The sequence below is a fragment of the Pigmentiphaga sp. NML030171 genome, from assembly GCF_002188635.1.
GTDB classification, from domain to species: domain Bacteria; phylum Pseudomonadota; class Gammaproteobacteria; order Burkholderiales; family Burkholderiaceae_B; genus Pigmentiphaga; species Pigmentiphaga daeguensis.
In genome coordinates this window covers 231,015-256,385 of record NZ_NINX01000039.1, presented here as the reverse complement: position 1 = coordinate 256,385, position 25,371 = coordinate 231,015, and the positions used below count along the sequence as shown (strand labels likewise).

At 67.6% G+C, this 25,371-nt stretch carries 29 protein-coding genes; 21 read left to right on the top strand and 8 right to left on the bottom strand.

The annotated features are described in order from the left end of the window. The first annotated feature begins 64 nt into the window (after window positions 1–64). Both rnr and rlmB read left to right on the top strand, forming a co-directional pair. A complete protein-coding gene (rnr, locus tag CDO46_RS19865; RefSeq protein WP_087840195.1) occupies window positions 65–2,515 on the top strand; it encodes a ribonuclease R in 2,451 nt (816 codons plus the stop codon). A gap of 96 nt (window positions 2,516–2,611) precedes the next feature. Next, on the top strand, window positions 2,612–3,352 hold the full coding sequence (gene rlmB, locus CDO46_RS19860; protein ID WP_087840194.1) for a 23S rRNA (guanosine(2251)-2'-O)-methyltransferase RlmB: 741 nt from the start codon (window positions 2,612–2,614) through the stop codon (window positions 3,350–3,352). A 106-nt stretch (window positions 3,353–3,458) separates the two neighbouring features. Here the strand turns inward: rlmB and CDO46_RS28090 are convergent, their stop codons facing one another. The 4 genes from CDO46_RS28090 to lexA form a co-directional block, all read right to left on the bottom strand. After that, entirely contained in the window at window positions 3,459–3,785 is a 327-nt protein-coding gene (locus CDO46_RS28090) for a hypothetical protein (protein WP_140416885.1), read from the bottom strand. 16 nt (window positions 3,786–3,801) lie between these two features. Next, a complete protein-coding gene (locus CDO46_RS28085) occupies window positions 3,802–4,209 on the bottom strand; it encodes a hypothetical protein (protein WP_132978874.1) in 408 nt (135 codons plus the stop codon). Window positions 4,210–4,448: 239 nt separating this feature from the next. Then, on the bottom strand, window positions 4,449–5,318 hold the full coding sequence (locus CDO46_RS19855) for a hypothetical protein (protein ID WP_087840193.1): 870 nt from the start codon (window positions 5,316–5,318) through the stop codon (window positions 4,449–4,451). A 21-nt stretch (window positions 5,319–5,339) separates the two neighbouring features. Continuing rightward, window positions 5,340–5,990 (bottom strand): transcriptional repressor LexA, encoded by a 651-nt coding sequence (lexA, locus tag CDO46_RS19850; protein ID WP_087840192.1) that lies wholly within the window; start codon window positions 5,988–5,990, stop codon window positions 5,340–5,342. Between the two features lie 190 nt (window positions 5,991–6,180). Between lexA and CDO46_RS19845 the strand changes: the two genes are divergently transcribed. The 12 genes from CDO46_RS19845 to CDO46_RS19790 all read left to right on the top strand — a co-directional run bounded on the left by CDO46_RS19845 (window position 6,181) and on the right by CDO46_RS19790 (window position 14,885). Continuing rightward, complete coding sequence (locus CDO46_RS19845; protein ID WP_087840191.1) at window positions 6,181–7,140, top strand: asparaginase; 960 nt, start codon at window positions 6,181–6,183, stop codon at window positions 7,138–7,140. 263 nt (window positions 7,141–7,403) lie between these two features. Next, entirely contained in the window at window positions 7,404–7,775 is a 372-nt protein-coding gene (gene rpsF / locus CDO46_RS19840) for a 30S ribosomal protein S6 (RefSeq protein WP_087840190.1), read from the top strand. 94 nt (window positions 7,776–7,869) lie between these two features. Further along, window positions 7,870–8,202, top strand: a complete 333-nt coding sequence (gene priB, locus CDO46_RS19835; RefSeq protein WP_087840189.1) for a primosomal replication protein N — start codon at window positions 7,870–7,872, stop codon at window positions 8,200–8,202. Window positions 8,203–8,230: 28 nt separating this feature from the next. Further along, window positions 8,231–8,503, top strand: a complete 273-nt coding sequence (rpsR, locus tag CDO46_RS19830; protein WP_087780204.1) for a 30S ribosomal protein S18 — start codon at window positions 8,231–8,233, stop codon at window positions 8,501–8,503. A gap of 18 nt (window positions 8,504–8,521) precedes the next feature. Next, window positions 8,522–8,977, top strand: a complete 456-nt coding sequence (gene rplI, locus CDO46_RS19825) for a 50S ribosomal protein L9 (RefSeq protein WP_087840188.1) — start codon at window positions 8,522–8,524, stop codon at window positions 8,975–8,977. 226 nt (window positions 8,978–9,203) lie between these two features. Then, on the top strand, window positions 9,204–10,595 hold the full coding sequence (locus CDO46_RS19820; RefSeq protein ID WP_087840187.1) for a replicative DNA helicase: 1,392 nt from the start codon (window positions 9,204–9,206) through the stop codon (window positions 10,593–10,595). A 342-nt stretch (window positions 10,596–10,937) separates the two neighbouring features. Beyond that, a complete protein-coding gene (locus CDO46_RS19815) occupies window positions 10,938–11,564 on the top strand; it encodes a DUF47 domain-containing protein (protein WP_087840186.1) in 627 nt (208 codons plus the stop codon). A 13-nt stretch (window positions 11,565–11,577) separates the two neighbouring features. Next, window positions 11,578–12,585: an inorganic phosphate transporter gene (locus tag CDO46_RS19810; RefSeq protein ID WP_087840185.1), complete on the top strand. Its 1,008-nt coding sequence runs from the start codon at window positions 11,578–11,580 to the stop codon at window positions 12,583–12,585. Between the two features lie 163 nt (window positions 12,586–12,748). Further along, the gene (locus tag CDO46_RS19805; protein WP_243724351.1) at window positions 12,749–13,135 is read left to right on the top strand and encodes a DoxX family protein; all 387 of its coding nucleotides are present in this window, start codon (window positions 12,749–12,751) and stop codon (window positions 13,133–13,135) included. Window positions 13,136–13,171: 36 nt separating this feature from the next. Further along, entirely contained in the window at window positions 13,172–13,486 is a 315-nt protein-coding gene (locus CDO46_RS19800) for a Dabb family protein (RefSeq protein WP_087840183.1), read from the top strand. A gap of 6 nt (window positions 13,487–13,492) precedes the next feature. Next, window positions 13,493–13,921, top strand: a complete 429-nt coding sequence (locus tag CDO46_RS19795) for a PaaI family thioesterase (protein ID WP_087840182.1) — start codon at window positions 13,493–13,495, stop codon at window positions 13,919–13,921. Next, entirely contained in the window at window positions 13,914–14,885 is a 972-nt protein-coding gene (locus CDO46_RS19790) for an alpha/beta hydrolase (RefSeq protein WP_087840181.1), read from the top strand. Before CDO46_RS19795 ends, CDO46_RS19790 begins: the two co-directional genes overlap by 8 nt. On the opposite strand, the gene CDO46_RS19785 is transcribed toward CDO46_RS19790, so the two are convergent. From CDO46_RS19785 to CDO46_RS19775, 3 genes are read right to left on the bottom strand one after another with little or no spacing between them, the layout of a single operon-like run. Then, window positions 14,846–15,652: an NRDE family protein gene (locus CDO46_RS19785; protein WP_338618951.1), complete on the bottom strand. Its 807-nt coding sequence runs from the start codon at window positions 15,650–15,652 to the stop codon at window positions 14,846–14,848. The genes CDO46_RS19790 and CDO46_RS19785 overlap by 40 nt on opposite strands. 13 nt (window positions 15,653–15,665) lie before the next feature. After that, window positions 15,666–15,974, bottom strand: a complete 309-nt coding sequence (locus tag CDO46_RS19780) for a DUF4936 family protein (RefSeq protein ID WP_165962994.1) — start codon at window positions 15,972–15,974, stop codon at window positions 15,666–15,668. 20 nt (window positions 15,975–15,994) lie between these two features. Further along, window positions 15,995–17,065, bottom strand: a complete 1,071-nt coding sequence (locus tag CDO46_RS19775) for a folate-binding protein YgfZ (RefSeq protein ID WP_254914641.1) — start codon at window positions 17,063–17,065, stop codon at window positions 15,995–15,997. On the opposite strand from CDO46_RS19775, the gene mltG reads away from it, so the two are divergent. From mltG to CDO46_RS19750, 5 genes are all read left to right on the top strand, one after another. Further along, window positions 17,064–18,122 (top strand): endolytic transglycosylase MltG, encoded by a 1,059-nt coding sequence (gene mltG, locus CDO46_RS19770; RefSeq protein ID WP_087840178.1) that lies wholly within the window; start codon window positions 17,064–17,066, stop codon window positions 18,120–18,122. The two genes, CDO46_RS19775 and mltG, sit on opposite strands and share 2 nt — an antisense overlap. After that, complete coding sequence (gene tmk, locus CDO46_RS19765; RefSeq protein WP_087840177.1) at window positions 18,119–18,772, top strand: dTMP kinase; 654 nt, start codon at window positions 18,119–18,121, stop codon at window positions 18,770–18,772. The genes mltG and tmk overlap by 4 nt, the downstream gene beginning before the upstream one ends. Next, the gene (gene holB, locus CDO46_RS19760; RefSeq protein ID WP_087840176.1) at window positions 18,769–19,851 is read left to right on the top strand and encodes a DNA polymerase III subunit delta'; all 1,083 of its coding nucleotides are present in this window, start codon (window positions 18,769–18,771) and stop codon (window positions 19,849–19,851) included. The genes tmk and holB overlap by 4 nt, the downstream gene beginning before the upstream one ends. 54 nt (window positions 19,852–19,905) lie before the next feature. Beyond that, entirely contained in the window at window positions 19,906–20,676 is a 771-nt protein-coding gene (locus tag CDO46_RS19755; protein WP_087840175.1) for a TatD family hydrolase, read from the top strand. Window positions 20,677–20,771: 95 nt separating this feature from the next. Then, window positions 20,772–21,458 (top strand): ankyrin repeat domain-containing protein, encoded by a 687-nt coding sequence (locus CDO46_RS19750; RefSeq protein WP_176400793.1) that lies wholly within the window; start codon window positions 20,772–20,774, stop codon window positions 21,456–21,458. Here the strand turns inward: CDO46_RS19750 and CDO46_RS19745 are convergent. Continuing rightward, window positions 21,455–22,534, bottom strand: a complete 1,080-nt coding sequence (locus CDO46_RS19745) for an ABC transporter ATP-binding protein (protein ID WP_243724349.1) — start codon at window positions 22,532–22,534, stop codon at window positions 21,455–21,457. The two genes, CDO46_RS19750 and CDO46_RS19745, sit on opposite strands and share 4 nt — an antisense overlap. Window positions 22,535–22,617: 83 nt before the next feature. Between CDO46_RS19745 and CDO46_RS19740 the strand changes: the two genes are divergently transcribed. Next, window positions 22,618–24,243 carry an iron ABC transporter permease gene (locus CDO46_RS19740; protein ID WP_087840173.1) on the top strand — a complete coding sequence of 542 codons (1,626 nt, stop codon included), beginning with the start codon at window positions 22,618–22,620 and terminating at the stop codon, window positions 24,241–24,243. 77 nt (window positions 24,244–24,320) lie between these two features. Then, entirely contained in the window at window positions 24,321–25,346 is a 1,026-nt protein-coding gene (locus CDO46_RS19735) for an extracellular solute-binding protein (protein ID WP_087840172.1), read from the top strand. The last annotated feature ends 25 nt before the right edge of the window (window positions 25,347–25,371 follow it).

Sequence of the window (25,371 nt, the reverse complement as noted above, 5' to 3'; positions counted from 1 at the left end):
CGTGTACCGTTGCATGCGGGGCAGTAGCAACAGAAGCTGCGCATTATAAAGAGAACCTGAAACTTTGACAACTCGATCCCATAACAATCTTCCCTCTACGCCCGCGGACTTCGATCCCGACGTGCCCACTCGCGAGCAAATCCTAGGATTGCTGCGGGAGGCGAATGCCCCCATCGCTCCGGCGGAACTGGCGCGTCGACTGGGTGTGGACCCGGGCAGCGTGGGCTTCGAGCGCCGGCTCGCCGCCATGGAGCGCGACGGCCAGTTGATGCAGAACCGCAAGGGCGCGCTGCTGCTGTCGACCAAGCTCGACTTCATCGCCGGCCGCGTACAGGGGCACCGCGACGGTTTCGGCTTCCTGATCCGCGACGACGGCCAGACCGACCTTTTCCTGCCGCCCAAGGAAATGCTGAAGGTCCTGCACGGCGACCGCGTGCTGGTGCGGCCGGCCGGCAGCGACTACCGCGGCAAGCCCGAAGGCACCATCGTCGAGGTGCTGGAGCGGCGCACCAACAAGCTGGTGGGGCGTTTCCTGAACGAGCGGGGCCTCTCGATCGTGGTGCCCGAGGACCAGCGGATCAAGCACGACATCCTCGTGCCGCCCGGCGAAACCGCCCAGGCGCAGCACGGCCAGGTCGTCACGGTCGAGATCATCGAGCAGCCCACGCGGCATACGCAGCCGCTGGGCCGCGTGGTCGAGATCCTGGGCGAGATCGACGATCCCGGGATGGAGATCGAGATCGCCGTCCGCAAGTTCGACGTGCCGCATGAGTTCTCGGCCAAGGCGCTGGCGCGCGCCGAGCGCCTGCCCGCCGAGGTGGTCAAGGGCGACCTGGCCGGACGCTACGACCTGCGCGACGTTCCGCTGATCACCATAGACGGCGAGGATGCCCGCGACTTCGACGACGCCGTCTACTGCGAACGCGTGGAACTGGGCACGGGGGCCCGCAAGCGGGCAGGGTGGCGGCTGATCGTCGCCATCGCCGACGTGGCGCACTACGTCACGCCCGGCGACGCGCTGGACGCCGATGCGCTCGAGCGCAGCACCAGCGTGTATTTTCCGCGCAAGGTCATCCCCATGCTGCCGGAAAAACTCTCCAACGGCCTGTGCTCGCTGAATCCCAACGTCGACCGGCTGGTGCTGGTGTGCGACATGGTGATTCCCGCCACCGGCGCCAAGGGCGGGACGGTCCAGGCCTACCAGTTCTACAACGCCGTCATGCACTCGCATGCGCGCACCACCTATACCGAGGTCTGGGCGGCGCTGCAGCAGCCCGACGGGCCGGCCGCGCGCAAGCATGCGGACGTCCTGCCGCAGATCCAGGACCTCTATGCGTTGTACCAGTTGCTGGCGCTGGCCCGCGAGAAGCGGGGCGCGATCGACTTCGACACGGTCGAGACCAAGATCGTCTGCAATGAACTGGGCCGCATCCAGAGCATCGTTCCCTACGTGCGCAACGATGCCCACAAACTGATCGAGGAATGCATGCTGGCCGCCAACACCTGCGCGGCCGACTTCATGGAGCGCAGCAAGCATCCGGGGCTCTACCGCATCCATGAAGGGCCCACCCCGGAAAAACTGCAGGCCCTGCGCGACTTCCTGAAAACGCTCGGCCTGTCGCTGGGCGGCGGCGACAAACCGGCCGCGGCCGATTACTCGGCGCTGCTGGCCAGCGCCAAGAACCGGCCCGACGCGCCGCTGCTGCAGACCATGGCACTGCGGTCCATGCAGCAGGCGATGTACAGCCCGGACAACGTCGGCCACTTCGGCCTGGCCTATCCGGCCTATGCCCACTTCACCTCGCCGATCCGGCGCTATCCCGACCTGCTTACCCATCGCGTGATCAAGGCGCTGCTGCACGGCAAGCGCTATGTCCCCAACGCGCTGGAAGACATGCCGGTCATGCCTGGCACCGCCAAGGAGCAGGAGCACGCCCTGTGGGAAAAACTGGGCCTGTTCTGCTCGGCCAATGAACGGCGCGCCGACGATGCCTCGCGCGACGTCGAGGCCTGGCTCAAGTGCTGGTACATGCGCGAACGCGTGGGCGACGTCTTCAGCGGCACGGTCACCGGCGTCGCGCCTTTCGGCGTGTTCGTCACGCTGGACGAACTCCACGTCGAAGGGTTGGTCCACGTGTCCGAACTGGGCGCAGAGTACTTCCAGTTCAACGACGGCCTGCACGAGCTGCGCGGCGAACGTACGGGTATGCGCTATCGCCTGACCGACAAGATGCAGGTGCAGGTGGCCCGCGTCGACCTCGAGGCACGCCGCATCGAATTCAAGCTGGTCAAGGGCGTGACCTACGAGGGACTGCGCAAGGCCATCAAGCGCGACAGCGCGCCCGCGCCCGAGCGCAAGCCGGCCAAGCCCAAGGCCGTGCTGCTGACCGACATGTCGAAGATGCCCAAGGGCAAGAAGGCCGCGGCAAAGAAGCACGCCGCTCCGGAGAAACCCGCCAGCGCGCGCAGCGGCAAGCGCGCGGCGGCCAAGCATGGCCGCGGCAAGCGGCACTGAATCTCTGGTCTAATAACGGCATTGCGGCGCTGCCTGGGGCAGCGCCGCGTCGTTTTTGCCGCCGCGTCGCGGCAGGTATTCATGTCGGGGTGAAAGATGGCAGCAAGCCAGGTTTTGGTCGGATTCCACGCGGTGGCCGCACGGCTGCGCCATGCGCCGGCGTCGATCAAGGATATCTACGTCGAGGAGGCACGCCGCGACCGGCGCATGCTGACGCTGGTCGAACAAGCCCAGGCCGCCGGATGCAAGGTGCATCCCGTGGCGCAGACGCGCCTGGACGGGCTGGCCAAGGGGCAGCGCCACCAGGGCGTGGTCGCGCTGGCGGAGTCGCTGGAATTGGCGATGGACGTGGATGAAGTGCTGGACGATGCCGAGGGCCCGGCCTTCCTGCTGGTGCTGGACGGCGTCACCGATCCGCACAACCTGGGTGCCTGCCTGAGAACCGCGGACGGGGCCGGCGTCCATGCGGTGATCGCGCCCCGCGACCGGGCCGTGGGCCTGAACACGACCGTCCAGCGCGTGGCCTGCGGGGCCGCAGACAGCGTTCCCTACCTGACCGTGACCAATCTGGCTCGGACCATGCGCAGCCTGAAGGAGCGCGGCGTCTGGGTGGTCGGGACCGACGACGAAGCCACCGAGACCATGTACGACGTGGACGCTCGCCAGCCCATCGCCTGGGTCATGGGCGCCGAAGGCGAGGGCATGCGCCGCCTGACCCGCGACACCTGCGATCAACTGGTCCGGATCCCCATGCAAGGGTCCGTGGAAAGCCTGAACGTCAGCGTGGCGTCGGCCGTCTGCATGTACGAGACGCTCAGACAGCGGGCGGCGAAGTAGAACGGCCGGGAGGCGTCAGAACAGTTTCTCGGACGCCTCGATTTTCCTGCACTGGCCGCTGGCAAGCGGAGTGTTCAATCTGCCGCTGATCCTGTCAGGGCGGCGCTCAAAACTTGGTGTCCGGGACATAGCTTCCCACGCTGCATACGCCGCTGAAGTTGTTAGCCATCTCCGTGGTTTCAATGCTTATTCGGCCGGTTTTTCTATTGATTTCCCCTCCGGTGTACATTCTTTTGTTGCTGATCAGCCTGCTGTGGAAAACGATTCTTTCGGACAGGACTTCGTAGTCTTGGGAGTAGTCGCCGGGGGTTCCATAGCCATTGTCTAGTGGATCTGACTCGCTAAAGGCATAAGCCGGCCAGCATGCCGCCCATGCGATCAGACCGGCCATTGCCGCCATTGATCGGCCCCTGGTTTTCCCGCGTTTCTTCATGGCTCGTCTCTGGCGGCTATTTGAGCGAAATACGGGCGGTGACCGTGCATTCGTGGGTGTCGACAGGACCTGTGGGAGGGGGCATGCCTGTTTCCATCGCGTATTGAGCCTGCAATGCTGGCTGCCACGGCTTGGTCTTGGTGGAGGAGCAGTCGCAGGCGCCCAGACTGATGTCCTTGAAGTTGCTCTTGCGCTGGGCGAACTCCGAGGCGCGGGACTTGGCCCGTGCGCAGGCCGCCGCGCGAGAGCTGTAGCTGATGGCTGCGGACTGTTCCTCGACGGCACGGGGGCCGTCCGAACCCGAGCTTGAACCCGAGCCTCCGATCGAGACGCCTTGGGCAGCCGCGCTGGCACACCAGACGGATGCGGCCGCAGCCGTGGCAAGTACCGCAAGGGCGTGGAGGACGTGGGATTTCGCTTGCATGATGGCCTCTTCCGGGATTGGCGCAGCGAGGGGAGTGGAGCAACCAGCCTAGCAATGAGTACGAAAAAATACGTACTCCAAATGGGGGGGGATTGCTGGCTTACAACAACTTCCGCAAGTGCGTAGATCCGCCGGTGAGACGTAAAAAAGCCCACGAATTTCAAAAATTCGTGGGCAATGGAGCATCGGAGCACAGGCTCCGCAGCAGTCTTATCCTGCTGCGAGTGCCGTAGGGAGACTCAGGCGTTCCAGCCTCGAGAAAACAGCAGCGCCAGTGCGGAAGGATAGCTTCGGCTGCTGCTTGCGCCGCGACGTTGCTTGAAGGGCCACGGGCTGCGATTCGCGGGAGTCGGTTTGGCATGCGGCCCATGTTGCCCGGTTCGCGGGATGATGGGCCGTTGCGCCGGCAGCGTATCCGCATCCGTGCCATGCGTGTCCGTTTCCTCGGCGGTGCGCGTGTGCGTTCCCGCCGCGGCGAGCCCGGCCGCACGTTTGAACCCCGGCTTGAACCCCGCACGCACCGTTTGCTGGCCGATGTCCAGCGTGACCGCGCCTTCGCCGCCCTGGGCAGCCGGCGCGATGCGCTGGAGCCGGATCTGGCCGGCCTGGCTCATGTCCGCCAGCAGCCGCAATTGGGATGCCGAGGTCGTGGCGGGCGTGCTGCAGGTATGGAACAGGAAGGCGGGGCAGGCGGCCAGCCGCGCGGCCATGTACAGGCGGCGCACCGTGCTTTCGGATTGCGCGGCCGCCTGGTCAGGGGGCAGGATGGCGACCAGCGCCGCGAACTCGCCCGCCCGCACGCCGGATTCCAGCTGGTCCAGGCCGTCCAGGGGGTGGTCGGTGCGCACGAGCTTGACGCATTCCAGCGAAACGCCGTGCTGGATCAGCGCGGGGGCGTAGGACAAGTACGGCGGCACCAGCAAGGCCACCGTGCGGCCGGCCTTGGTGAGCCGGCTCAGCAGCGGGCCGAGCAGGTTCAACTCGCCATGCCCGACGCGCGGGACCAGGATTTCGGTAAGTGCGCCGACGGGCCATCCGGCCTGGGGCAGGGCGGCGTCGAGCGCGGGAAAGCCGCTGGAAAGACTGGAGCTGGGCGTGCAGTGTTTCATGATGGTCGTCCGTCTGGGTCTTCAATGCACCAGGCCGGCCCGGATCAGGCCGACGGCGATGCCCTCGAGCGCGAAATCGTCGCGCTCGCGATCGACTTCGATGGGTTGGAAGTCGGGATTGGCCGGCAGCAGGCTCAGGCCGGTTTCGGTGTAGCGCAGTTCCTTGACGGTGACGTCGTCGCCCAGGCGGGCCACGATGATCTGCCCGTCGCGGGCCTGGGCGGCCTTCTTGACCGCGAGCAGGTCGCCGTCGAGGATGCCGGCGTCGCGCATGCTGTTGCCGCGTACCTTGAGCAGGTAGTCGGGCCGCTGCGAGAACAGGGCCTCGTCCACGCCGATTTCCTTGTCGATGTGCTCGGTGGCCAGGATGGGGCTGCCGGCGGCGACCCGGCCCACCAGCGGTAGCACCAGTTGCGCCAGCACGGGGTGCGTGAGCTGGAGCGGCGGTTCGGCCGCGACGGGGTCTTTCAGCCGTATCCCGCGGGAGGTGCCCGCGGACAATTCCAGTACGCCCTTGCGCGCCAGCGCCTTCAGGTGTTCCTCGGCCGCGTTGGGCGAGCGAAAGCCCAGCGCCTGGGCGATTTCGGCCCGGGTGGGCGGAAAGCCGGTCTTGACGATGGCCTGGCGAATGAGATCCAGGATTTCTTGTTGGCGTGCGGTCAGCTTGGACATCTCGGGCTCCGTGGCGGGGCGCCCGCCACCGGGTGGCGACGGCGCGTGTCGGGCTTCTGTGGTTTTATCCAGTAACTGTATTTTTATACAGTATCGATGCGCGACGCAAGCGAAAAACGCAAGTGTCGCGGGAACGCCAATCCGGCCGCGGGTATCATCGGGCTCTCGTCCTTCCGTGCCCGCGTCCGCCATGTCCCTGCCACGTCTTTGCATCGTCGCCACCGGCGGCACCATCGCCGGGGCCGGCGCCCGCCCCCAGGCCACGATGGCCTATGCCGCCGGCGCGCTGGACGTGGCCGAGCTGTGCGCCAGCGTGCCAGGCCTGGACGAAGTGGCCGACATCCGGGCCGAGCAGTTCGCGGCCATCGACAGCAAGAACGCCACGCCCGCCTTCTGGCAGTCGCTGGCCGGGCGGGTGCAGTCACTGCTCGACGCAGGCGCCGACGGCGTGATCGTCACCCACGGTACGGACACGCTCGAGGAAAGCGCGTATTACCTCCACCTGGTGCTCAAGACCGACAGGCCGGTGGTTCTGGTGGGCGCGATGCGCCCGGCGACCGCGCTGTCTCCCGACGGCCCGCTGAACCTGCTGGACGCGGCCACGGTGGCCGCCCATCCGCAGGCGGCCGGGCGCGGCGTGCTGGTCGTGCTCAACCACCAGATCCTGGGCGCGCGCGACGCGTCCAAGACCAATGCCAACCGGCCCGATGCCTTTGCTTCGCCCAACGCGGGCGCCCTGGGCTGGGTCCAGGACGGCCGGGTCGCCTGGATGGGGCGGCCGGAACGTCCGCACACCAGCGCCACGCCTTTCACGGCCGCCACGCCGCTGCCTCCGGTCGAGGTGCTGGCCGGCTATGCCGGCGGCTCGGCCGCCCTGATCCGGGCGGTGGGATCCACCGGGGCGCGCGGCCTGGTCTGGGCCGGGACCGGCAACGGTTCGGCCAGCGCCGACGCGCAAGAGGCGCTGGACGGACTGGAGCGCGGCGGCGTGGCCGTGGTCCGCGCGACCCGCACGGGCAGCGGCTGCGTCGCGGCCTCGGGCGGGCTGCCCGGCGCCGGTACGCTGTCGCCGTGGAAGGCGCGCGTGCTGCTGATGCTGGCGCTGGGCGCGGGCATGGACGACATCCAGGGCGCCTTCGACACGTATTGATCCGCCCGTGCGAGGCCGGCCAGCCCGCAACCGCGGCGGTGCATCCATGCCCGGAAATGGGCCCCGAAACCACGCCGCACGGCGGTTCTCGGGCCTTTGGCTTGCTTTTTGCCCTTCTGCGGGCGATAATAGAGGGCTTGATTTTTGGCGGAAGCCATTTTTTCGCCAGATTGATCCCTTGTCCGACTCTAGACGCTTGAGCGGACTTGCGCCTACAGCGGGCCCCATCCGGACGCCCGCGGGACCATCCATAAGGAGCTTCGATGCGTCACTATGAAGTAGTTTTCATCGTTCACCCGGACCAGAGCGAGCAGGTTCCGGCCATGGTCGACCGTTACAAGTCGCTGATCACCAGCCAGGGCGGCACGATCCACCGTCTGGAAGACTGGGGCCGCCGCCAGCTGGCGTACCCGATCCAGAAGCTCGTCAAGGCTCACTACGTGTGCATGAACATCGAGTGCGGCCAACTCACGCTGGACGAACTCGAGCACGCTTTCCGCTACAACGATGCCGTGCTGCGCCATCTCGTCGTCAAGATGAAGAAGGCCGAGACCGCCCCGTCGCCGATGATGAAGATCGTCGAGCGCGAGGAGGCCCGCAAGGTGTCCACCGAAGCCGCCCCCGCCGAGGCCTGAGCCCCGGCTGGACTGGCATGACAGGTCGTTGCCGACCGCCCGCATCGCAGGCCCGCCGTAGCGGGAGCCCGTCGATGCCACGGACGACACGGCGTTGAACAAGGTTCATCTGACCGCCCAGGTGGTCGAGTGCAAGCCGCTCAGGTATACCCCCGCCGGAATCCCGGTGCTGGAACTGGCGCTTGCCCACGAATCCGAGCTGATCGAAGGCGGGAGACCCCGCCGGGTCGAGATGCTCGTCAACGCAGTCGTCGTCGGCGATCTGGCCGGCAGGCTCGAGCGCGAGGCGCTGGGCCGGTCGATCCGGATCGAAGGGTTCCTGGCACCGACCCGGAAAGGTTCAAGCAGACTGAGGCTGCACATCCAGCAGGCCGCCATCGTCCGGCAGGGCGAGGAGGGCGGGCCGGCAGGACAGCCCCAGGTGTGAAACGGATTGAATACCCAAGAGGTACATCATGGCCGCATTCGGCAAACGCAAGGAAAAGAAGAAGTTCGGTCAACAGAATCCGCTGTTCAAGCGCCGCAAGTTCTGCCGCTTCACGGCAGCCGGCGTCGACCAGATCGATTACAAGGACATCGAAGTCCTCCGTGACTTCATCCAGGAAAACGGCAAGATCATTCCTGCCCGCCTGACCGGCACCAAGGCGCACTACCAGCGCCAGCTCGACACGGCTATCAAGCGCGCCCGCTTCCTGGCGCTCTTGGCCTACACCGACAACCACAATTGATTGCCGGGAGAGACCATCATGCAAATCATCTTGCTCGAAAAAGTCGTCAACCTCGGCAACCTGGGTGACGTCGTCCGCGTGAAGAACGGCTATGCCCGTAACTTCCTGATTCCCCAGAAGATGGCCAAGCGCGCCACCGACGCCGCGCTGAAAGAGTTCGAGGCGCGCCGCGCCGAACTCGAAAAGACCCAGGCCGACAAGCTGGCCGCCGCGCAGGCCGTGGCCCAGCGGCTGGAAGGCTACTCGGTGTCCATCACCCAGAAGGCGGGTGTGGACGGCCGCCTGTTCGGCTCGGTTACCAACTTCGACGTCGCTTCCGCGCTGAAGCAGGCGGGCTTCGAGTCGGTCGAAAAGGGCATGGTTCGCCTGCCCAACGGCCCGCTCAAGACCATCGGCGAATTCCCGCTGGAAGTCGGCCTGCATACCGATGTCGTGGCCAACATCACGGTGGTCGTGGTCGGCGAAACCGCCTGACGCTTCTCCGGTCGCGCTTCTCCGAGCCGGCCGGACGTCCACCGCCAGCGCATCCTTCCTGGATGGCGCCGGCACAGGAACCCTCCATTTCTTCACAGAATGGGGGGTTCTTTTTTCGGGGTCGCCCCCGGGGCAGGCGGATGGATTCCTCTTCCGTCCAGCCGGGCTAAACTGTCGTGGGCCGGCATTCCCGCCGCCCATGCTCGAACACCAGGTTTTCCGCTCTATGAATTCGCCCGTCGATCCCCAGCTCGAGTCCCTGCGCGTCCCGCCTCACTCGGTCGAGGCGGAGCAATCGGTGCTGGGCGGCCTGCTGCTGGACAACGCCGCCTGGGACCGCATCGCGGACATCCTCAAGGAAGACGACTTCTATCGCTACGACCATAGGCTGATCTGGCAGCAGATGGCCAAGCTGATCGGGCTGGCGCGTCCCGCCGACGTGGTGACGACCCACGAGTCGCTCCAGACGGCCGGCAAGGCGGAAGAGGCGGGCGGCCTGGCCTACCTGAATTCGCTGGCGCAGAATACGCCGTCCGCGGCCAATATCCGCCGCTATGCGGAAATCGTGCGCGACCGCGCGGTGCTGCGGCGGCTGGTCACCGTGGCCGACGAGATCTCGGCCGCGGCCTTCAACCCCCAGGGCAAGGACACGCGGCAACTGCTGGACGAGGCCGAGTCCAAGATCTTCAAGATCGCGGAAGAGGGCGCGCGCGGAAGCGCGGGCTTCCTGTCGCTGCAGCCGCTGTTGACCCAGGTGGTCGAGCGCATCGACGAACTCTACCACCGTGACAGCACCTCGGACGTCACCGGCGTGCCCACGGGGTTCACCGACCTGGACAAGATGACCTCGGGGCTGCAGCCGGGCGACATGATCGTCGTGGCCGGCCGCCCCTCCATGGGCAAGACCGCGTTCTCGGTCAACATCGGCGAGCACGTGGCGGTGGAAGAGGGCTTGCCGGTGGCGGTCTTCTCCATGGAAATGGGCGCCTCGCAGCTGGCCATGCGTGTGCTGGGCTCGATCGGCCGCCTGGACCAGCAGCGCCTGCGCACGGGCAAGCTGCTGGACGAGGACTGGCCCAAGCTGACGCACGCCATCCAGAAGATGCAGGATACCCAGCTCTACATCGACGAAACTCCCGCGCTCAGCCCCATGGAACTGCGCTCGCGCGCCCGCCGCCTGGCCCGGCAGTGCGGCCAGCTGGGCCTGATCATCATCGACTACCTGCAGCTGATGTCGGGCAACGGCGGTGGCGGCAGCGAGAACCGGGCGTCGGAGCTGTCGGAAATCAGCCGCTCGATGAAGGGCCTGGCCAAGGAACTGAACTGCCCCCTGATCGCGCTTTCCCAGCTGAACCGGGGCCTGGAACAGCGCCCCAACAAACGCCCGGTGATGAGCGACCTGCGGGAATCCGGCGCCATCGAGCAGGACGCGGACGTGATCATCTTCCTGTACCGCGACGAGGTCTACAACCCTGACACGCCCGACAAGGGCACGGCCGAGATCATCATCGGCAAGCAACGTAACGGCCCGATCGGCACTGTCCGGCTGACCTGGCAAGGGATGTACACGAAGTTCGCCAACTTCTCGGGCAACGCGTTCGTCGATTCTGATTATTAGGCCCCCCCCTACGCCCTGCGGGCGCCCCCCAGGGGGCGAAACCGGCGGACTGGCGGAGCCAGATCCGCGGTTTCCTGGGTCTAGGGAAACTGTCTTGGACTGAATCACCGGTGCTTCGCCTGGCAGCCAGCGAAGCACCGGCGCCACAACCCGAGAAACGGGTACTAGACCCAGGATGCGGGTGGATCCGGCTCCGCCGGTCCACCCGCATCGCCCCCTTGAGGGGGGGCGCGCCAGCGCGTAGGGGTGGGCTTCCCCGCGCGAAGCGCGAAGGGGGTGCTACACTCTCGCGGTTTTTTAAACACGTCATGTAACTGTCACGTGGCGTACTGCGAGGACGTGATGTTTGGACGCTTGATGCCCAAAGAGGGCCGCTTTTTCGATCTGTTCACGGCGCATGCCGATCTGTCGCGCCAGGGCAGCCGGGAGCTGGCCGCCCTGATGGCCGATCTGGGCCAGGCCGAGGAGCGGGTCAAGAACATCGAGACGCTGGAGAAGAAGGCCGACAAGGTCACCCACGATACGATCGATATGCTGCACAAGACCTTCATCACGCCGCTGGACCGGGACCAGATCCACAACCTCATCACGACCATGGACGACATCCTAGACCTGATGGAAGACGCGGCCCAGTGCATCAACCTCTATGACATCCGCGCCGTCACGCCGGATGCCCGGGCGCTGGCCGACATCGGGGTCCAGTGCTGCGACCGGCTGCACATGGTCGTGAGCCTGCTGCACAACCTGAACGATACGGCCAGCATCATGAAGATCTGCGAAGAGATCGACCGGCTGGAATCGGATGCCGACCGGGTGATGCGCCGCGGCATGGGCCGCCTGTTCCGCGACGAAGCCGACACCCGTCAACTCATCAAGATGAAAGCCATCTACGAACTGCTGGAAGAAATCACCGACAAGTGCGAGGACGTCGCGAACCTGATCGAAGGCATCGTCCTGGAAAACGCCTAGTCGGAAGGATTTCATGGATACGCTTCAGATCAGCTTCGCCACGCTTGCCTTCCTGGTCGTCCTGGCACTCATTTTCGATTTCATGAATGGGTTCCACGACGCCGCCAACTCCATCGCCACCGTGGTTTCCACGGGGGTGCTCAAGCCTCATCACGCGGTCGTTTTCGCCGCGTTTTTTAATTTCGTCGCGATTTTCGTCTTCCACCTGAAGGTGGCGGCCACCGTCGGCAAAGGCATCATCGACCCGAGCGTGGTGGACCACTACGTCGTCTTCGGGGCGCTGGTCGGCGCCATCGCCTGGAACGTGATCACCTGGTTCTTCGGCATTCCGTCCTCGTCGTCGCACGCGCTCATCGGCGGCATCGTGGGCGCGGGCCTGGCCAGCTCCGGCCCCAGCGTCCTGATGGTCCGGGAAATCCTCTACATCGTCGCCTTCATCGTGGTTTCCCCGGTGTTGGGCTTCGTGCTGGGCGGCTTCCTGATGCTGCTGGTGTCCTGGCTGTTCCGCCGGACGCGGCCGCTGCGGGTGGACGGCTGGTTTCGCCGCCTGCAACTGCTTTCGGCCGGGCTCTACAGCCTGGGACACGGCGGCAACGACGCGCAGAAGACCATCGGCATCATCTGGCTGCTGCTGATCGCGGCCAATGTCCCGGGGGCCAAGGATCACGTCCCGATCTGGGTGGTGGTCAGCTGCTACGTGGCGATCGCGCTGGGCACCATGTTCGGCGGCTGGCGCATCGTCAAGACCATGGGGCAGCGCATCACCAAGCTCAAGCCCGTGGGGGGCTTCTGCGCCGAGACGGGCGGCGCGATGACGCTGTTCCTGGCGGCCATCCTGGGTATTCCCGTCTCGACCACCCACACCATCACCGGCGCCATCGTCGGCGTCGGCTCCAGCCGCAAGTTCAACGCCGTGCGCTGGGGGCTGGCGGGCAACATCGTCTGGGCCTGGATCCTGACCATCCCGGCTTCCGCCCTCGTGGCCGCGGGCGCCTGGTGGGTGGGCAAGACCCTGTTCTGAGGCCGGGACGCCGCGTTACGACTTGTTTCCAGTATGATGGCGCGCCATGGCGGCCGGTAAAGGCCGCCTGGCGCCGCCGCGCGGAGAAGAAGGGAGCACCCGGGCGTCGGCATGATCCCTCTTTCCCGGAACCGCCACCATGACACCTGCACCGATACAATCCTTGCTTGAATCGCGCGCGCTGCTGCTGTTCGGCCGCATCGTCCTGACGTTCATGTTCTGGACCAGCGGCCTGGTCAAGCTGTTCGATTTCCAGGGCGGGGTCGCCGAGATGAGCCATTTCGGGCTCGAACCGGCCTGGCTGTTCAACGTGCTGACCATCATCGTCCAGCTGGGTGGATCGCTGTTGATCATTTTCAACCGCGCCGCGTGGCTGGGCGCCGGGGCCCTGGCGGTGTTCACGGTGCTGACCATTCCGGTGGCGCACCCGTTCTGGAAGTTCGAGGGCGAGGCCGCGTTCCATGAAATGATGGTCGTGCTCGAGCACATCACCGTGATCGGCGGCCTGATCGTCGTGGCCATCCTGGGCCAGCGCGTCGCGCGCAGGTAATTCCGTTCACGCCCCAGCAAGAGGACCGACCCCGCCATGATCCGCCATATCGTCATGTGGAAACTCAAGGACGAAGCCGAAGGCGCCGACCGCCAGACCAACATGCAGAAGGTCCGGCGGCTGCTCGAGAGCTGCCGCGATTGCGTCCCCGGCATCCTCGAATTCGAGGTAGGGCTGGCCGCCGACGGCCACGAGGCCACGCACGACGTCGTCCTGAACTCGCTGTTTGCCAGCCGCGAGGCGCTGGACGCCTACCAGGCGCATCCGCGCCACGTGGCGATCAAGCCGTTCATGGGGGCGGTGCGGGCCGAGCGGGCCTGCCTGGACTACGACCTGCCCGTGGCGAGGTAAGAGGGGATGTCCATCACGAATCCCGCCACCGTCACGGATGTGCCCATCCCGTTCCTGGCCTGGCTGGGCGCCAGGCTGGTCAAGGCCGAGGGTGGACAGTCCGAGGTCCGGCTCGATGTCCTGCCGCAGCATTGCAACAGCTGGCACGTCTGCCACGGCGGGGTGCTGATGACCATGCTCGATGCGGCCATGGCCACGGCGGCGCGGTCCCTGCATCCGGAGCTGCGTGGCAGCGCGACGGTGGACATGACCACCAGCTTCGTGCGTCCGGGCGAGGCCGGCAACCTGGTGGCCTACGGCAAGTGCTACCACCGCTCCAGCACCATGGCCTTCTGCGAGGCCGAGGTCAGGGACGAGGGGGGCGGGCTGGTGGCCCGGTCCAGCGGCACGTTCAAGTACATCAGGAAGCGCAGCGACCAGGGCGTCGATGGCTGAGCTGCGGCACCCGCGGCCCCTGGATCCCCAGGTGGCCGATCTCGTATCGCGGGTGCGGCGGGCCAATCGTCCGCCTTATTGGCAGTACACGCCGCAGCAGGCGCGCGCCGTCCACGAAAAAGCCAGCAAGGTGCTGGAAATCGCCGCGGCCGAGGTAGCCGCGGTGCGCGACCTGGACATTCCGGTGGGAGACGGGGCCACGATAGGCGCCCGCCTGTACACGGGCATGCTGTCCGCGGATCCCGCGCCGCTCGTGATTTTCTCGCATGGCGGCGGCTTCACCGTCGGCAGCGTGAACGACTACGACGCCATCTGCCGCATGCTGGCCAACGGCGCCCGCTGCAAGGTGTTGTCGCTGGACTACCGGCTGGCGCCCGAGCACCGCTTTCCCACCGCCGCCGACGACGTCTACGCCGCCTGGCGGTGGGCGTTCGAGCGGCATGACATGCTGGGCATCGACCCGGCGCGGGTGGCCGGCATGGGAGACAGCGCCGGCGGCACGCTCACGGCCCAGGCCGCGCTGCGAGCGCGGGACGACGGCCTGCCGCTGGCGGCGCAGGTGCTGCTGTACCCGGGTACCAGCGCGTGGCAGGACACGGCTTCGCACCGGGCGTACGCCACCGGCTACCTGCTGGACGAGCGCACGATACAGTGGTTCTTCAACCTGTACCTGCGAGACGACGCCGACCGGCTGGACTGGCGCTTCGCGGTACTGGACGCCCCGGAGTTCGTCGGGCTGGCGCCGGCCTTCCTGCAACTGGCCGAATGCGACCCGCTGGTGGACGAAGGGCTGGCCTACGGACGCAAACTGGAAGCGGCCAGGGTGCCGGTCCGGATCCAGGTGTACGAGGGGGCCATCCACAGTTTCTACAACATGGGCGGGGCCTTGCGCGTGGCGCGGCAGGCGCACCGCGATTCGGTGGACTACCTGCGCGCGGTGTTCGAGACCTCGAACGAGGCCTGACGCAGCGAAGCGGGAACCAGCAGCCGCGCCTGCTCGGCGTTGTCGAAGCTGCGTTCTGCCACTTCGACATGGCCGTCGCGGGTGGCCTGGATCACCGTCTGGGCCCGCGTGCCGTAGTCGGGCGTGATGATGAAGGCGGCCGACAGGGCCCGCTCGCGTTCCAGGCTGATGCCGGTGCTGGGCAATTGCGTGTCTTCCGCGATGGTCGTGTCGCTCAGCATCTGGAGGTAGGCCGGCGTGCGGGCCTCGGTGGCCTTGAGCGTGGCCAGCGCGGCGGTGGTGCGCACGACCTTGGGCCAGGGCGTGTCCAGTACCGCGTTCGACAAGCCGTACACGCCGGCCGCCAGCGCCTCGGGCGAGGTGGCGGAATGGCCGCGGCGATGCGACAGGTACCACAGCGACGGGCTCCGCCCGAACAATTCCCCCACCACCAGGTTGAATCCGTTGAAGGGCCCGGCACGCCGGGCCAGGTCGCGCAGATAACCCGCGGGGGTCGAGGTGCCAGCCAGGAAACCGGACACCAGTCCGCCGCGCGAGGGCGCGGCTGGATCGTTCCGGCCTCCCTCGCGGTAATTCGTGATGGCGGCGAAGCGCCCATGCCGCGTGATACCCATCCAGGTCCCGCCGGCCGCCAGGTCGCGTCCGGCCCAGATGTCGGGATGATCCTGCCACCAGTCGGCGGGCGCCGTGGGCCGGGCATAGAACTCGTCTCGGTTGGCCACCATCAGCAAAGTGGTCGGACCGCGCGGATCCCAGGCGAAGGCCATCAGGCACATGGCGTCAGTCTTCCCATCCCGCCGGATCGGCGGGCAGGTCGACGAAGACCTCGCTGCGGCGAGGGGCCAGCAGGAGGGCCGCCAGGCCGCTGGCCTGCACCGCTTCGGCCAGCGCGGCCTCGAGTCCGGGCACGTCGGCCACGTCTTCGTAGACCTCCATCCAGGTGACCACGCCGTCGTCGGCGGCGGGGCGCGCCAGGAGGGCCGCCCGGGCGCTCCGGGCGCGGCCGGCCTCGAGCACCCGGCGGGCGGGCGCCAGGGCCTCGGCGCGCCGGGCTTGCGGCAGTTTGTAGTAGACGTAGAGATTGTGCATGGCGGGTCCCGGCGCTGGGCTCATGCCGAGCGGGTATCGTCGGACAGGGCGTAGGGCAGCGCCCGCGGCTGGATGATCGGACCGGCGGGCGAGCCGGCGTGCAGGGGGGCCTGGCCTTGCGCGGCAGCCAGCGAGCTTTCGTACAGGATCGCGACCCCGCCGCCTTCGCGCGCCGCGTTGACGATGCGGCCGCAGGGCTGCTCGTCGCCTTCCTGGAAGACGTCGGCACCGGCCAGCGCCTGCGGATCCGGCTGCCCGCCGGCGACATGGCCGGCGAACATGCGGCGCTTGAGCTTGCCGAGGTAGTGGCTGCGCGCGACCACTTCCTGGCCAGGATAGCAGCCCTTGGTGAAGCTGACCCCGCCGATCAGCTCCAGGTTGACCATCTGCGGCACGAACAGGTCCTGCGTCGGCGCCGTGATCCAGGGCAGGCCCGAAGCGATGTCGGCGGCGCGCCAGGCCTGGGCCAGGCCGGCCTGCGCCGGGGCCCCCAGCGCGGTGCCCAGCCGTTGCAGCGCGTCGTCCGTTCCTATCCACCACCAGCGCGGCGACGCGTCGGCGGCGGGGGCCGCGATCCAGGTGGCGTCGGGCAGGTCGGCGCGCGACCAGGGCGCGGCGGGCAGCAACCCGCCCGCGGCCGCCTGCAGGGCCGCCGCATCGGTCCCGCGCCAGACGCCGGCCACGCGCAGCGGCGTGGCGGCAAGCTTGACCTTGGCGCGCAGCACGAACATGGACAGGCGCTTCTGCAGCGCCTGGGCGATGCTGGCATCGACCAGCGCCAGCACGCGCGGGACCGGATCGGCGGGATCGGGCTGGGCGCGCCAGACGATGGCGCTGGCAAGCAGCCGGCCCTTGGCCGTGCAATAGCCGGCAAGCCGCGCGTCGGCGTCGCCGAGTTTCTTGACGTCTTGGGTCAGTTGTCCCTGCAGGAATTCGATCGTGTCTGCACCCCGGGCTTCGAGCACGGTCAAATGGTCCAGCGGCGCGATGTGCGCGAGGGCGGCATCCGGCCGCGCGCTCGCGGATAAAATCTCTTGGACGGACATCTTGAAACGGTCGATGAGGTCGATCGAAGTATTATAGGCGCCCATGCCCAAACGACATTTTTCCCTGAAACGCGCGCTGGCCATATCGTTCGCCGCGCTGTTGCTGGCATCGCTGGCCATCGTCGGCGCAGGCGTCGCGTGGCTGCGCATGCCGCTTTCCCTGCCCGCGGACAAGGTGGACTTCGTCATCGACGAAGGCACGACCATGCGGGGCATCGCCCGGCAGGTGCGCGAGGCCGGCATCGCCGTGCCGCCCGAGGTCCTGATCGCCTATGCGCGCGTGACGGGCACGGAACGCCGCATCAAGGCCGGCGGCTACGAAGTGGCGCGCGGCGATTCGCTGTGGACGCTGCTGAACCGGCTCGCGCGCGGCGACGTCACGCAGCGCGAGATCCGTTTCATCGAGGGCTGGAACTTCCGCCAGATACGCGCGGCCCTGCGCCGCCATCCCGACGTGCGCCAGACCCTGGACGGCCTCGACGACGCCACGGTCACGGCCAAGATCGGCGCCTCGACCAGCCATCCCGAAGGGCTGTTCTTTCCGGACACCTATCTGTTCGCCGTGGGCTCGAGCGACATCGACATCCTGCGCCGCGCCTATCGCGCGCAACAGCGGGAACTGGCCGAGATCTGGGCGCAACGCGATCCGGACCTGCCGCTGGGCTCGCCGTACGAAGTCCTGATCCTGGCCTCCATCATCGAAAAGGAAACCGGCATGGAGGCCGATCGCCGGCGCATCGCCGGCGTGTTCGTCAACCGGCTCAGGGTCGGCATGCCGCTGCAGACCGACCCGACTGTCATCTACGGCCTGGGCGAGGTCTTCGACGGCAACCTGCGCCGCCGCGACCTGCGCGCCGACACCCCGTGGAACACCTACACGCGCCGCGGGCTGCCGCCCACGCCCATCTCGAACCCGGGCCGGGCCTCGCTGCTGGCCGCGGTCCAGCCCGAGAAGCACAAGTACCTGTATTTCGTCTCCCGCGGCGACGGCACCAGCGCCTTCTCCGAGACCCTGGACAGCCACAACCGCTACGTCGCGCGCTACCAGCTCAGGGGGTTGCAGCCGCCGCCGTCCATGCAGACCGAGGCGGTGCAGCCATGAGCGCCGGCGCGAACGCGGCGGTGCGCCGCGGCCGTTTCATCACGCTCGAGGGCGTGGACGGCGCGGGCAAGAGCACGCACCTGGAATGGCTCGTGGCCCGGCTGCGCGAGGCCGGCCTGGATGTGGTGCAGACCCGCGAGCCCGGCGGCACGCCGCTGGCCGAGAAACTGCGCGAGCTGCTGCTGAACGAACCCATGCGGCTCGATACCGAGACCCTGCTGATGTTCGCGGGGCGCTGCGAGCACGTGCGCACCGTGATCGAGCCGGCGCTGGCGCGGGGCCAGTGGGTGGTCTGCGACCGCTTCACCGACGCCACCTACGCCTACCAGGGGGGCGGCCGCGGCCTGGCCGCCGAGCGCATCGCGTTGCTGGAGCAATGGGTGCACGGGGACTTGCAGCCGGACGTGACCTGGTTGTTCGACGTCCCGCTGGAAGTGTCCCGCGAACGGCTGGGGCGGGGCCGCACCCTGGACCGTTTCGAGCGCGAGGACGACGCCTTTTTCGAACGCACGCGCGCGGCCTATCATGCCCGGGCCAAGGCGGATCCGGCGCGTTTTCGCATCATCGATTCGACCCGGCCGATCGAGGCGGTCCGGGCGGAGCTGGCCGCCCAGCTGCAGGCCTGCATCGCCGCGGCGGATGGCCCATGAGCCTGCCCCGGTTCTATCCCTGGCATGAAGAAACGGCCCGCGCCTGGCTGGGCGAAGAACAGCGGCGACGCTTTGCCCACGCCTGGCTCATCCACGGACTGGCGGGCATAGGCAAGGTCGAGTTCGCGCGCGCCGCCGCCGCCGGCCTGTTGTGCGAGTCGCCGCAGGACGGCATGGCCTGCGGGCGGTGCCCCGCCTGCACCTGGTATGCCTCGGGCAACCATCCCGACTTCCGCCGCGTCCGTCCCGAAGCCGTGGCGCTGGCCGAAGGCCAGGCCGAAGAGGGCGATGCCGAGGAAGAAGCCGTCGATGCTGACGGCAAGAAGGCCGGCAAGCGCGCCCCCTCGCGCGAGATCCGCATCGAGCAGATACGCGCCCTGGAATCCTGGGCCAATACCGGCACGCACCGGGGCGGCCTGCGGGTGGTGGTGCTGTATCCGGCTGAAACGCTCAACACCATTTCAGCCAACGGCCTCCTGAAGATCCTGGAGGAACCGCCCCCCCAGACCGTGTTCCTGCTCGTGTCCGACGCGCCCGACCGGCTGCTGCCCACCCTGGTGTCGCGCTGTCGCCGGCTGCCCCTGGGAACGCCGGCGCCCGAACCCGCCCTGGCCTGGCTGCAAGAGCAGGGCGTCCAGGACGCGGCCGCGCAACTGGCCGCCGCCGGGGGGGCGCCGGTCGCGGCCTGGCGCCGTGCCGAAGCCGGCGTTCCGCCCAGGGCGCCATGGCTGGACACCTTCGTGACCGCGCTCGCGCAAGGCAAGCCGCCCGACCTGGGGCAGATCGTCGACGCGCTGGACAAGATTCCCGCCGCCGAGTGGATCGACGCCCTGCAACGCCTGGCCATCGACGTGGCCCTGGCCCAGGCCGGCATGGGCGCGCGCTATTTCCCCGACCTGGCCTCCCAGAGTGCGAAGATAGGCGAGCGCGCCGAGCGCGGCCGGGTGGCCGAGCTGTCGCGCTGGCTCACCCGCCAGCGCAGGATCGCCGACCATCCGCTCAATGCACGGCTGTTCGCCCAGGATGTGCTGGCCCAGGCCAGCGCGGCCTGCCTGGGCCGCCGCCCCAAGCGGGCCTAGGTGCCCGCTCCCGCTGGTACTATGGATTCCGCAGCCTTACCGTCTTCCTTTCCCATGTTCGTCGATTCGCATTGCCATCTGGATTTTCCCGAACTGGCCGCGCAACTGCCCGAGATCCTCGAGCGCATGCGCGGCAACCACGTCGCCCAGGCGCTGTGCGTCAGCGTGAACCTGCCCGACTGGCCTCGGCTGATGGAGCTGGTGCGGGGCCATGACAATCTTTGGGCCTCGGTGGGCGTGCACCCCGACTACGAGGACACCCCCGACCCCACGGTCGAGCAATTGGTCGAGCTGGCGGCGACTCCGAAGGTCGTCGCGATAGGAGAAACCGGGCTGGACTACTACCGGCTGACGGGTGACCTGACCTGGCAGCGCGACCGCTTCCGCAACCATATCCGTGCCGCCCGGCGGACCGGCAAACCCCTGATCATCCACACCCGCTCGGCGGCGGAAGATACGCTGCGCATCATGGAAGAAGAGGGGGCGGCGGAAGTCGGCGGCGTGATGCATTGCTTCACCGAATCCCAGGCAGTGGCGGACGCGGCCATCGCGATGAATTTCCACATCTCCTTTTCGGGCATCGTCACCTTCAAGAATGCGCGGGAACTGCAGGAAGTGGCCCGCAACATCCCGCTGGACCGGATCCTGATCGAAACCGATTCGCCATACCTGGCGCCCGTACCCCACCGGGGCAAGCTGAACGACCCGTCCAAGGTGATCCACGTCGCCGAGAAGATCGCCGACCTGCGGGGCATCACGGTCGAAGCGGTGGCGGAAGCGTCGACCAAGAATTTTTTCAATCTATTCAAAGATATACAGCGTTAACTTAAAGTTAGAAATAACTTTAATCCAGCTGTTCGATGTTGAAGAAAAAAGCTTTTCAATCAATGGCTTGGAAAGCAAATATAAGGAAACGCATTATGTTTGGCTCGTGGGCGCGGCGCGGATGGGGGTTCCTGTTGCTGTGGTGCTGGCTGACCGCGTTCTCGGCGGCGCAGGCAGGCGCGGAAGAGGATTTCTGGATCGCCATCCGCAACGACCGCGCGTCCACGGTCAAAACGCTGCTCGCGCGGGGCATGGATCCCAACATGCCGAATGCCGCCAGCAATACGCCGCTGCTCGAAGCCATCAAGGAAGAGGCCTGGGGCGTCTATGACGTCCTGCTGGCCGACAAGCGCATCGACGTGAATCGCCAGAACCGGCTGCGCGAGACGCCGCTGATGTACCTGGCCATCCGGGGCGAGGCCGCGCGGATGGAAAAACTGATCGAGCGCGGCGCCGAGGTCAACCAGGAGGGCTGGACGGCGCTGCACTACGCCGCATCCAAGGGCAACGACGACGCGGTGCGCGTGCTGCTGGAGCACTATGCCTACATCGACGCCGAATCGCCCGGGAAGATGACGCCCCTGATGATGGCCATGCGCTACGACCATACTTCGACGGTGAAGCTGCTGCTGGACGAAGGGGCGGATGGCTACGTCCGCAATGCCGAGGGCAAGAACGCCGTGGATGTCGGCCGGGACGCGGGCAACACGATACTGGCCAACAACCTGGTCGAACGCCTGAACCAGGACCGCCAGCGCCGGCAACAGCAGCAGCGCCGCTAAGCGGGAAAGGCGGGCAGGCTGCCCGTCCGCAGGCGGATGCCGATCTCGTCGCCCATGCGATGCCCGTCCTCGCGGGGCATCTGCGCCAGCACTTCGCTGCCCGAGGGCAGGCGCAAGGTGTACAGGTAGCCCGGGCCGCGAAAGACCTTGTGGACCAGCCGCGCCCGGATGGGGCTGTCGGCGTCGGCCAGCAGGTCGTCGGGCCGCAGCAGGACCCGGACATCGCCGTTCGTGGAAACAGGGCCGGGCGCATCGATATCGCCGAATTCAAGCCGGATGCTGCCGTTGCCTGTCGGCCGGCCCGGCACCAGCACGCCGGCGCCGATGAAGCCGGCCACGAACGCCGTGGCGGGGTGGTGATAAAGATCGTAGGCCTTGCCCCACTGCACGATCCGGCCTTGCTCCATCACGCCGATCTCGTCGGCCATCGCGAAAGCCTCGGCCTGGTCGTGCGTCACCAGGATCGCAGTCGCCTCGGCCTCCTTCAGGATGTCCCGTATTTCGCCGGCCAGTCGCTCGCGCAGGTCCACGTCCAGGCTGGAAAAGGGCTCGTCCAGCAGCAGCAGTTCGGGGCGTGGCGCCAGCGCGCGGGCCAGCGCCACGCGCTGCTGCTGGCCGCCGGACAGCTCGTGCGGATACTTGCCGCCCAGCGAGGCCATGCCGACCAGGGACAGGAGCCCTTTTACCCGCGCGGCGCGGGCCGCGGCCGGTTCGCGCCGCAGGCCGAAACCGACGTTGTCTTCCACCGACAGGTGAGGGAACAGCGCGTAGTCCTGGAACATGACACCCACCCGGCGTTTCTCGGGGGCCAGGCTGCGGCGCGGCGTGGCGACGACTTCGCCGTGCAGCGCGATGCTTCCGGCCAGCAGGGGTTCGAAACCGCTGATCGCGCGCAGCACCGTGCTCTTGCCGCAGCCCGATGGCCCCAGCAGGCAGCCGATGCGGCCTTCGTGCAGGGCCAGCGACAGGTCGTCGACGACGACGTGCATGCCGGTCGGCATGCGATAGCCCAGGCGGACGTGATCGAGCTGCAGGTGAGGGTGGGGCATGGGGGCGGACGGATTGCGCAAGCGCATGAATATAATTCGTATTCCTGCTTGCCGCCAACGCCAGGCGGACCTTCGCGCCCGCGTCGTCCGTCGATTTGTCCTGGTATCCGATGCACCGACGCACCGCGCTTTCCTGGCCGGCCGCCGCCGTGGCCGCCTTCATCGCCTTGCCCATCGTCAGCCTGCTGTGGTCGGTGTCGAACGCCGACGCCGGCGCCCGGGACATCCTTGCCCACCTGGCCGGCACGGTGCTGCCGGGCTATGTCGCCACCTCGCTGCTGCTGATGGCGGCCGTGGGCGCGGGCGCCGCCGTCGTGGGCGTCGCCACCGCCTGGGTCGTGGCGGCCCACGATTTCCCCGGGCGGCGCGTCTACGAATGGGCGCTGATCCTGCCGCTGGCCATGCCGACCTATGTCATGGCCTATGCCTTCACCGACTTCTTCCAGTTCTCGGGGCCGGTGCAGACCCTGCTGCGGGACCTGACCGGTCAGCCCCGGCTGCCATGGTTCCCGGCCATCCGGTCGTGGTACGGGGCGGCGCTGGTCTTCATCTTCGCGTTCTATCCCTACGTCTACCTGCTGACGCGCACGGCCTTCCTCGAGCGCAGCCCGCGCCTGTCCGAGGCCGCGCGCACGCTGGGCTGCGGCCCGGCGCGGGCTTTCTTCGCGGTGGTGCTGCCGCTGGCGCGGCCCGCGGCCGTGGCCGGCATCACGCTGGTGCTGATGGAGACGCTGGCCGACTACGGCGCGGTGTCGTACTTCGGCGTGCAGACCTTCACCACCGGCATCTACCGGGCCTGGCTGTCCATGGGGGACCGCATCGCCGCGGCCCAGCTGGCGTCGGCCCTGCTGGCCTTCGTGTTCGTGCTGGTCTGGCTGGAGCGCCGCAGCCGGACCCGCCTGCGCTTTCACGCGGGCGCCCAGCGCCACGAGCAGGCGCCGCGCCGGCTGTCGGGCCGCCGGGCGGTCTGGGCCAACCTGGTATGCCTCGTACCGCTGACCTTGGGATTCCTGCTGCCCGTGGCCATCATGCTGCGGTTCGCCGCCCAGGATTTCCACGTCATCGACTGGAACCGCTATGCCATGTGGCTGGGCAATACCCTGCGGCTGGCGGCCACGACCTCGGTGCTGGCCGTGGTGCTGGCGCTCGGGCTGGCCTACGCCGCCCGCCTGGCGCCCGGGCGGCTGGTGCGCGCCGCCAACAGCGTGGCGGGCATGGGCTACGCGGTGCCCGGCGCGGTGCTGGCGGTGGGCCTGTTGATCCTGGTGGGCGCGCTGGACGGCCGGCTGGAGGCGTGGGGATGGTCGTTCCAGGGCACGCTGACCGGCACGCTGACGCTGCTGGTCTATGCCTACCTGGTCCGCTTCCTGGCGGTGGCGCTGCAAACGACGGAGGCGGGGCTGGCCAAGATCACGCCGTCCCTGGATGCCAGCGCGCGCAGCCTGGGGGCGGGGACCTGGGAACTGCTGGCGCGTGTGCACCAGCCGCTGTTGCGGCGCAGCCTGCTGACCGCCGCCTTGCTGGTGTTCGTGGACGTGATGAAGGAGCTGCCCGCGACCCTGGTGCTGCGGCCGTTCAACTTCGACACCCTGGCCGTCATCACCGACCACCTGGCGGCGGACGAACGGTTGGGAGAGGCCGCCGTCCCGGCCCTGACCATCGTGCTGGCCGGCCTGCTGCCGGTGATCGTGCTGGCCCGGGCCATTTCCCGGCGGGACAAGCTTACGAAAAGCTGAAAGATTTGACGGGAGAGATGGGAATGACAATAATTCCCATCTCGTTGCCAACTCGACCTTATCCCGAGGCCTCGTCCATGCTCAAGCTTTCCCTGCTGACCGCCGCGTTGCTGGCCGTCTCCGCCGGCGCCCACGCGCAGGAACTGAACATCTATTCCGCCCGCCATTATCAGACGGACGAGCTGCTCTACAAGGGATTCACCGACCAGACCGGCATCAAGATCAACCGCATCGAGGCCGGCGATGCCGCGCTGGTCGAGCGCCTGAAGAGCGAGGGCGCCAAGAGCCCGGCCGACGTGATCCTGATGGTCGACGCCGCGCGCTTGTGGCGCGCCGAGGCCGACGGCCTGTTCCAGCCGGTCAGCTCCAAGGTGCTGGCCGAGCGCATTCCCGCCAACCTGCAAGGCGGCGAACCGGGCAAGGACCCGCAATGGTTCGGTTTCTCCACGCGCGCCCGCGTCATCGTCTACAACAAGGCGACCGTCAACCCGGCGGACGTCGATACCTACGAAAAGCTGGCCGACCCCAAGAACAAGGGCAAGGTCTGCACGCGGTCCGGCTCCCACCCCTACATGCTGTCCCTGCTGGGCTCGCTGATCGAGCGCAACGGCGAGGCCGCGGCCGAGAAGTGGGCCCAGGGCATGGTGGCCAACATGGCGCGCAGCCCGCAGGGCGGCGACACCGACCAGATCAAGGGCGTGGCCTCGGGCGAATGCGGCGTCGCGCTGACCAACAACTACTACTACGTGCGCATGGCCCGGTCCGACAAGCCCGAGGACAAGGCCGCAATCGCCAAGATCGGCTTCCTGTGGCCCGACCAGGCGGGGCAGGGCGTGCACATGAACGTCGCCGGCGGTGCGGTGGCCCGCCATGCGCCGCACAAGGAAGCCGCGGTCAAGTTCCTGGAGTACCTGGCCAGCGACAAGGCGCAGAACTATTTCGCCGCGGGCAACAACGAATGGCCGGCCGTGCGGTCGGTCAAGACCGACAACGCCGCGCTGGAAGCGCTGGGTCCGTTCAAGGCCGAGACGGTGTCGATCGGCGCGATCGGCCGCAACCAGGTCACGGCCCAAAAGATCCTGGACCGTACCGGATACCGTTGATCGTTCCTGCCGCTCTGTAGAATGG

Excerpts from the sequence above, each read along its gene's own strand:
- rlmB (WP_087840194.1), top strand. The coding sequence starts at position 2,612 with ATGGCAGCAAGCCAGGTTTTGGTCGGATTCCACGCGGTGGCCGCACGG.
- CDO46_RS28090 (WP_140416885.1), bottom strand. The coding sequence starts at position 3,785 with ATGAAGAAACGCGGGAAAACCAGGGGCCGATCAATGGCGGCAATGGCC.
- CDO46_RS28085 (WP_132978874.1), bottom strand. The coding sequence starts at position 4,209 with ATGCAAGCGAAATCCCACGTCCTCCACGCCCTTGCGGTACTTGCCACG.
- CDO46_RS19855 (WP_087840193.1), bottom strand. The coding sequence starts at position 5,318 with ATGAAACACTGCACGCCCAGCTCCAGTCTTTCCAGCGGCTTTCCCGCG.
- lexA (WP_087840192.1), bottom strand. The coding sequence starts at position 5,990 with ATGTCCAAGCTGACCGCACGCCAACAAGAAATCCTGGATCTCATTCGC.
- CDO46_RS19845 (WP_087840191.1), top strand. The coding sequence starts at position 6,181 with ATGTCCCTGCCACGTCTTTGCATCGTCGCCACCGGCGGCACCATCGCC.
- rpsF (WP_087840190.1), top strand. The coding sequence starts at position 7,404 with ATGCGTCACTATGAAGTAGTTTTCATCGTTCACCCGGACCAGAGCGAG.
- rpsR (WP_087780204.1), top strand. The coding sequence starts at position 8,231 with ATGGCCGCATTCGGCAAACGCAAGGAAAAGAAGAAGTTCGGTCAACAG.
- rplI (WP_087840188.1), top strand. The coding sequence starts at position 8,522 with ATGCAAATCATCTTGCTCGAAAAAGTCGTCAACCTCGGCAACCTGGGT.
- CDO46_RS19820 (WP_087840187.1), top strand. The coding sequence starts at position 9,204 with ATGAATTCGCCCGTCGATCCCCAGCTCGAGTCCCTGCGCGTCCCGCCT.
- CDO46_RS19815 (WP_087840186.1), top strand. The coding sequence starts at position 10,938 with ATGTTTGGACGCTTGATGCCCAAAGAGGGCCGCTTTTTCGATCTGTTC.
- CDO46_RS19810 (WP_087840185.1), top strand. The coding sequence starts at position 11,578 with ATGGATACGCTTCAGATCAGCTTCGCCACGCTTGCCTTCCTGGTCGTC.
- CDO46_RS19800 (WP_087840183.1), top strand. The coding sequence starts at position 13,172 with ATGATCCGCCATATCGTCATGTGGAAACTCAAGGACGAAGCCGAAGGC.
- CDO46_RS19795 (WP_087840182.1), top strand. The coding sequence starts at position 13,493 with ATGTCCATCACGAATCCCGCCACCGTCACGGATGTGCCCATCCCGTTC.
- CDO46_RS19790 (WP_087840181.1), top strand. The coding sequence starts at position 13,914 with ATGGCTGAGCTGCGGCACCCGCGGCCCCTGGATCCCCAGGTGGCCGAT.
- CDO46_RS19785 (WP_338618951.1), bottom strand. The coding sequence starts at position 15,652 with ATGGCCTTCGCCTGGGATCCGCGCGGTCCGACCACTTTGCTGATGGTG.
- CDO46_RS19780 (WP_165962994.1), bottom strand. The coding sequence starts at position 15,974 with ATGCACAATCTCTACGTCTACTACAAACTGCCGCAAGCCCGGCGCGCC.
- mltG (WP_087840178.1), top strand. The coding sequence starts at position 17,064 with ATGCCCAAACGACATTTTTCCCTGAAACGCGCGCTGGCCATATCGTTC.
- CDO46_RS19775 (WP_254914641.1), bottom strand. The coding sequence starts at position 17,065 with ATGGGCGCCTATAATACTTCGATCGACCTCATCGACCGTTTCAAGATG.
- tmk (WP_087840177.1), top strand. The coding sequence starts at position 18,119 with ATGAGCGCCGGCGCGAACGCGGCGGTGCGCCGCGGCCGTTTCATCACG.
- holB (WP_087840176.1), top strand. The coding sequence starts at position 18,769 with ATGAGCCTGCCCCGGTTCTATCCCTGGCATGAAGAAACGGCCCGCGCC.
- CDO46_RS19755 (WP_087840175.1), top strand. The coding sequence starts at position 19,906 with ATGTTCGTCGATTCGCATTGCCATCTGGATTTTCCCGAACTGGCCGCG.
- CDO46_RS19750 (WP_176400793.1), top strand. The coding sequence starts at position 20,772 with ATGTTTGGCTCGTGGGCGCGGCGCGGATGGGGGTTCCTGTTGCTGTGG.
- CDO46_RS19745 (WP_243724349.1), bottom strand. The coding sequence starts at position 22,534 with ATGCGCTTGCGCAATCCGTCCGCCCCCATGCCCCACCCTCACCTGCAG.
- CDO46_RS19740 (WP_087840173.1), top strand. The coding sequence starts at position 22,618 with ATGCACCGACGCACCGCGCTTTCCTGGCCGGCCGCCGCCGTGGCCGCC.
- CDO46_RS19735 (WP_087840172.1), top strand. The coding sequence starts at position 24,321 with ATGCTCAAGCTTTCCCTGCTGACCGCCGCGTTGCTGGCCGTCTCCGCC.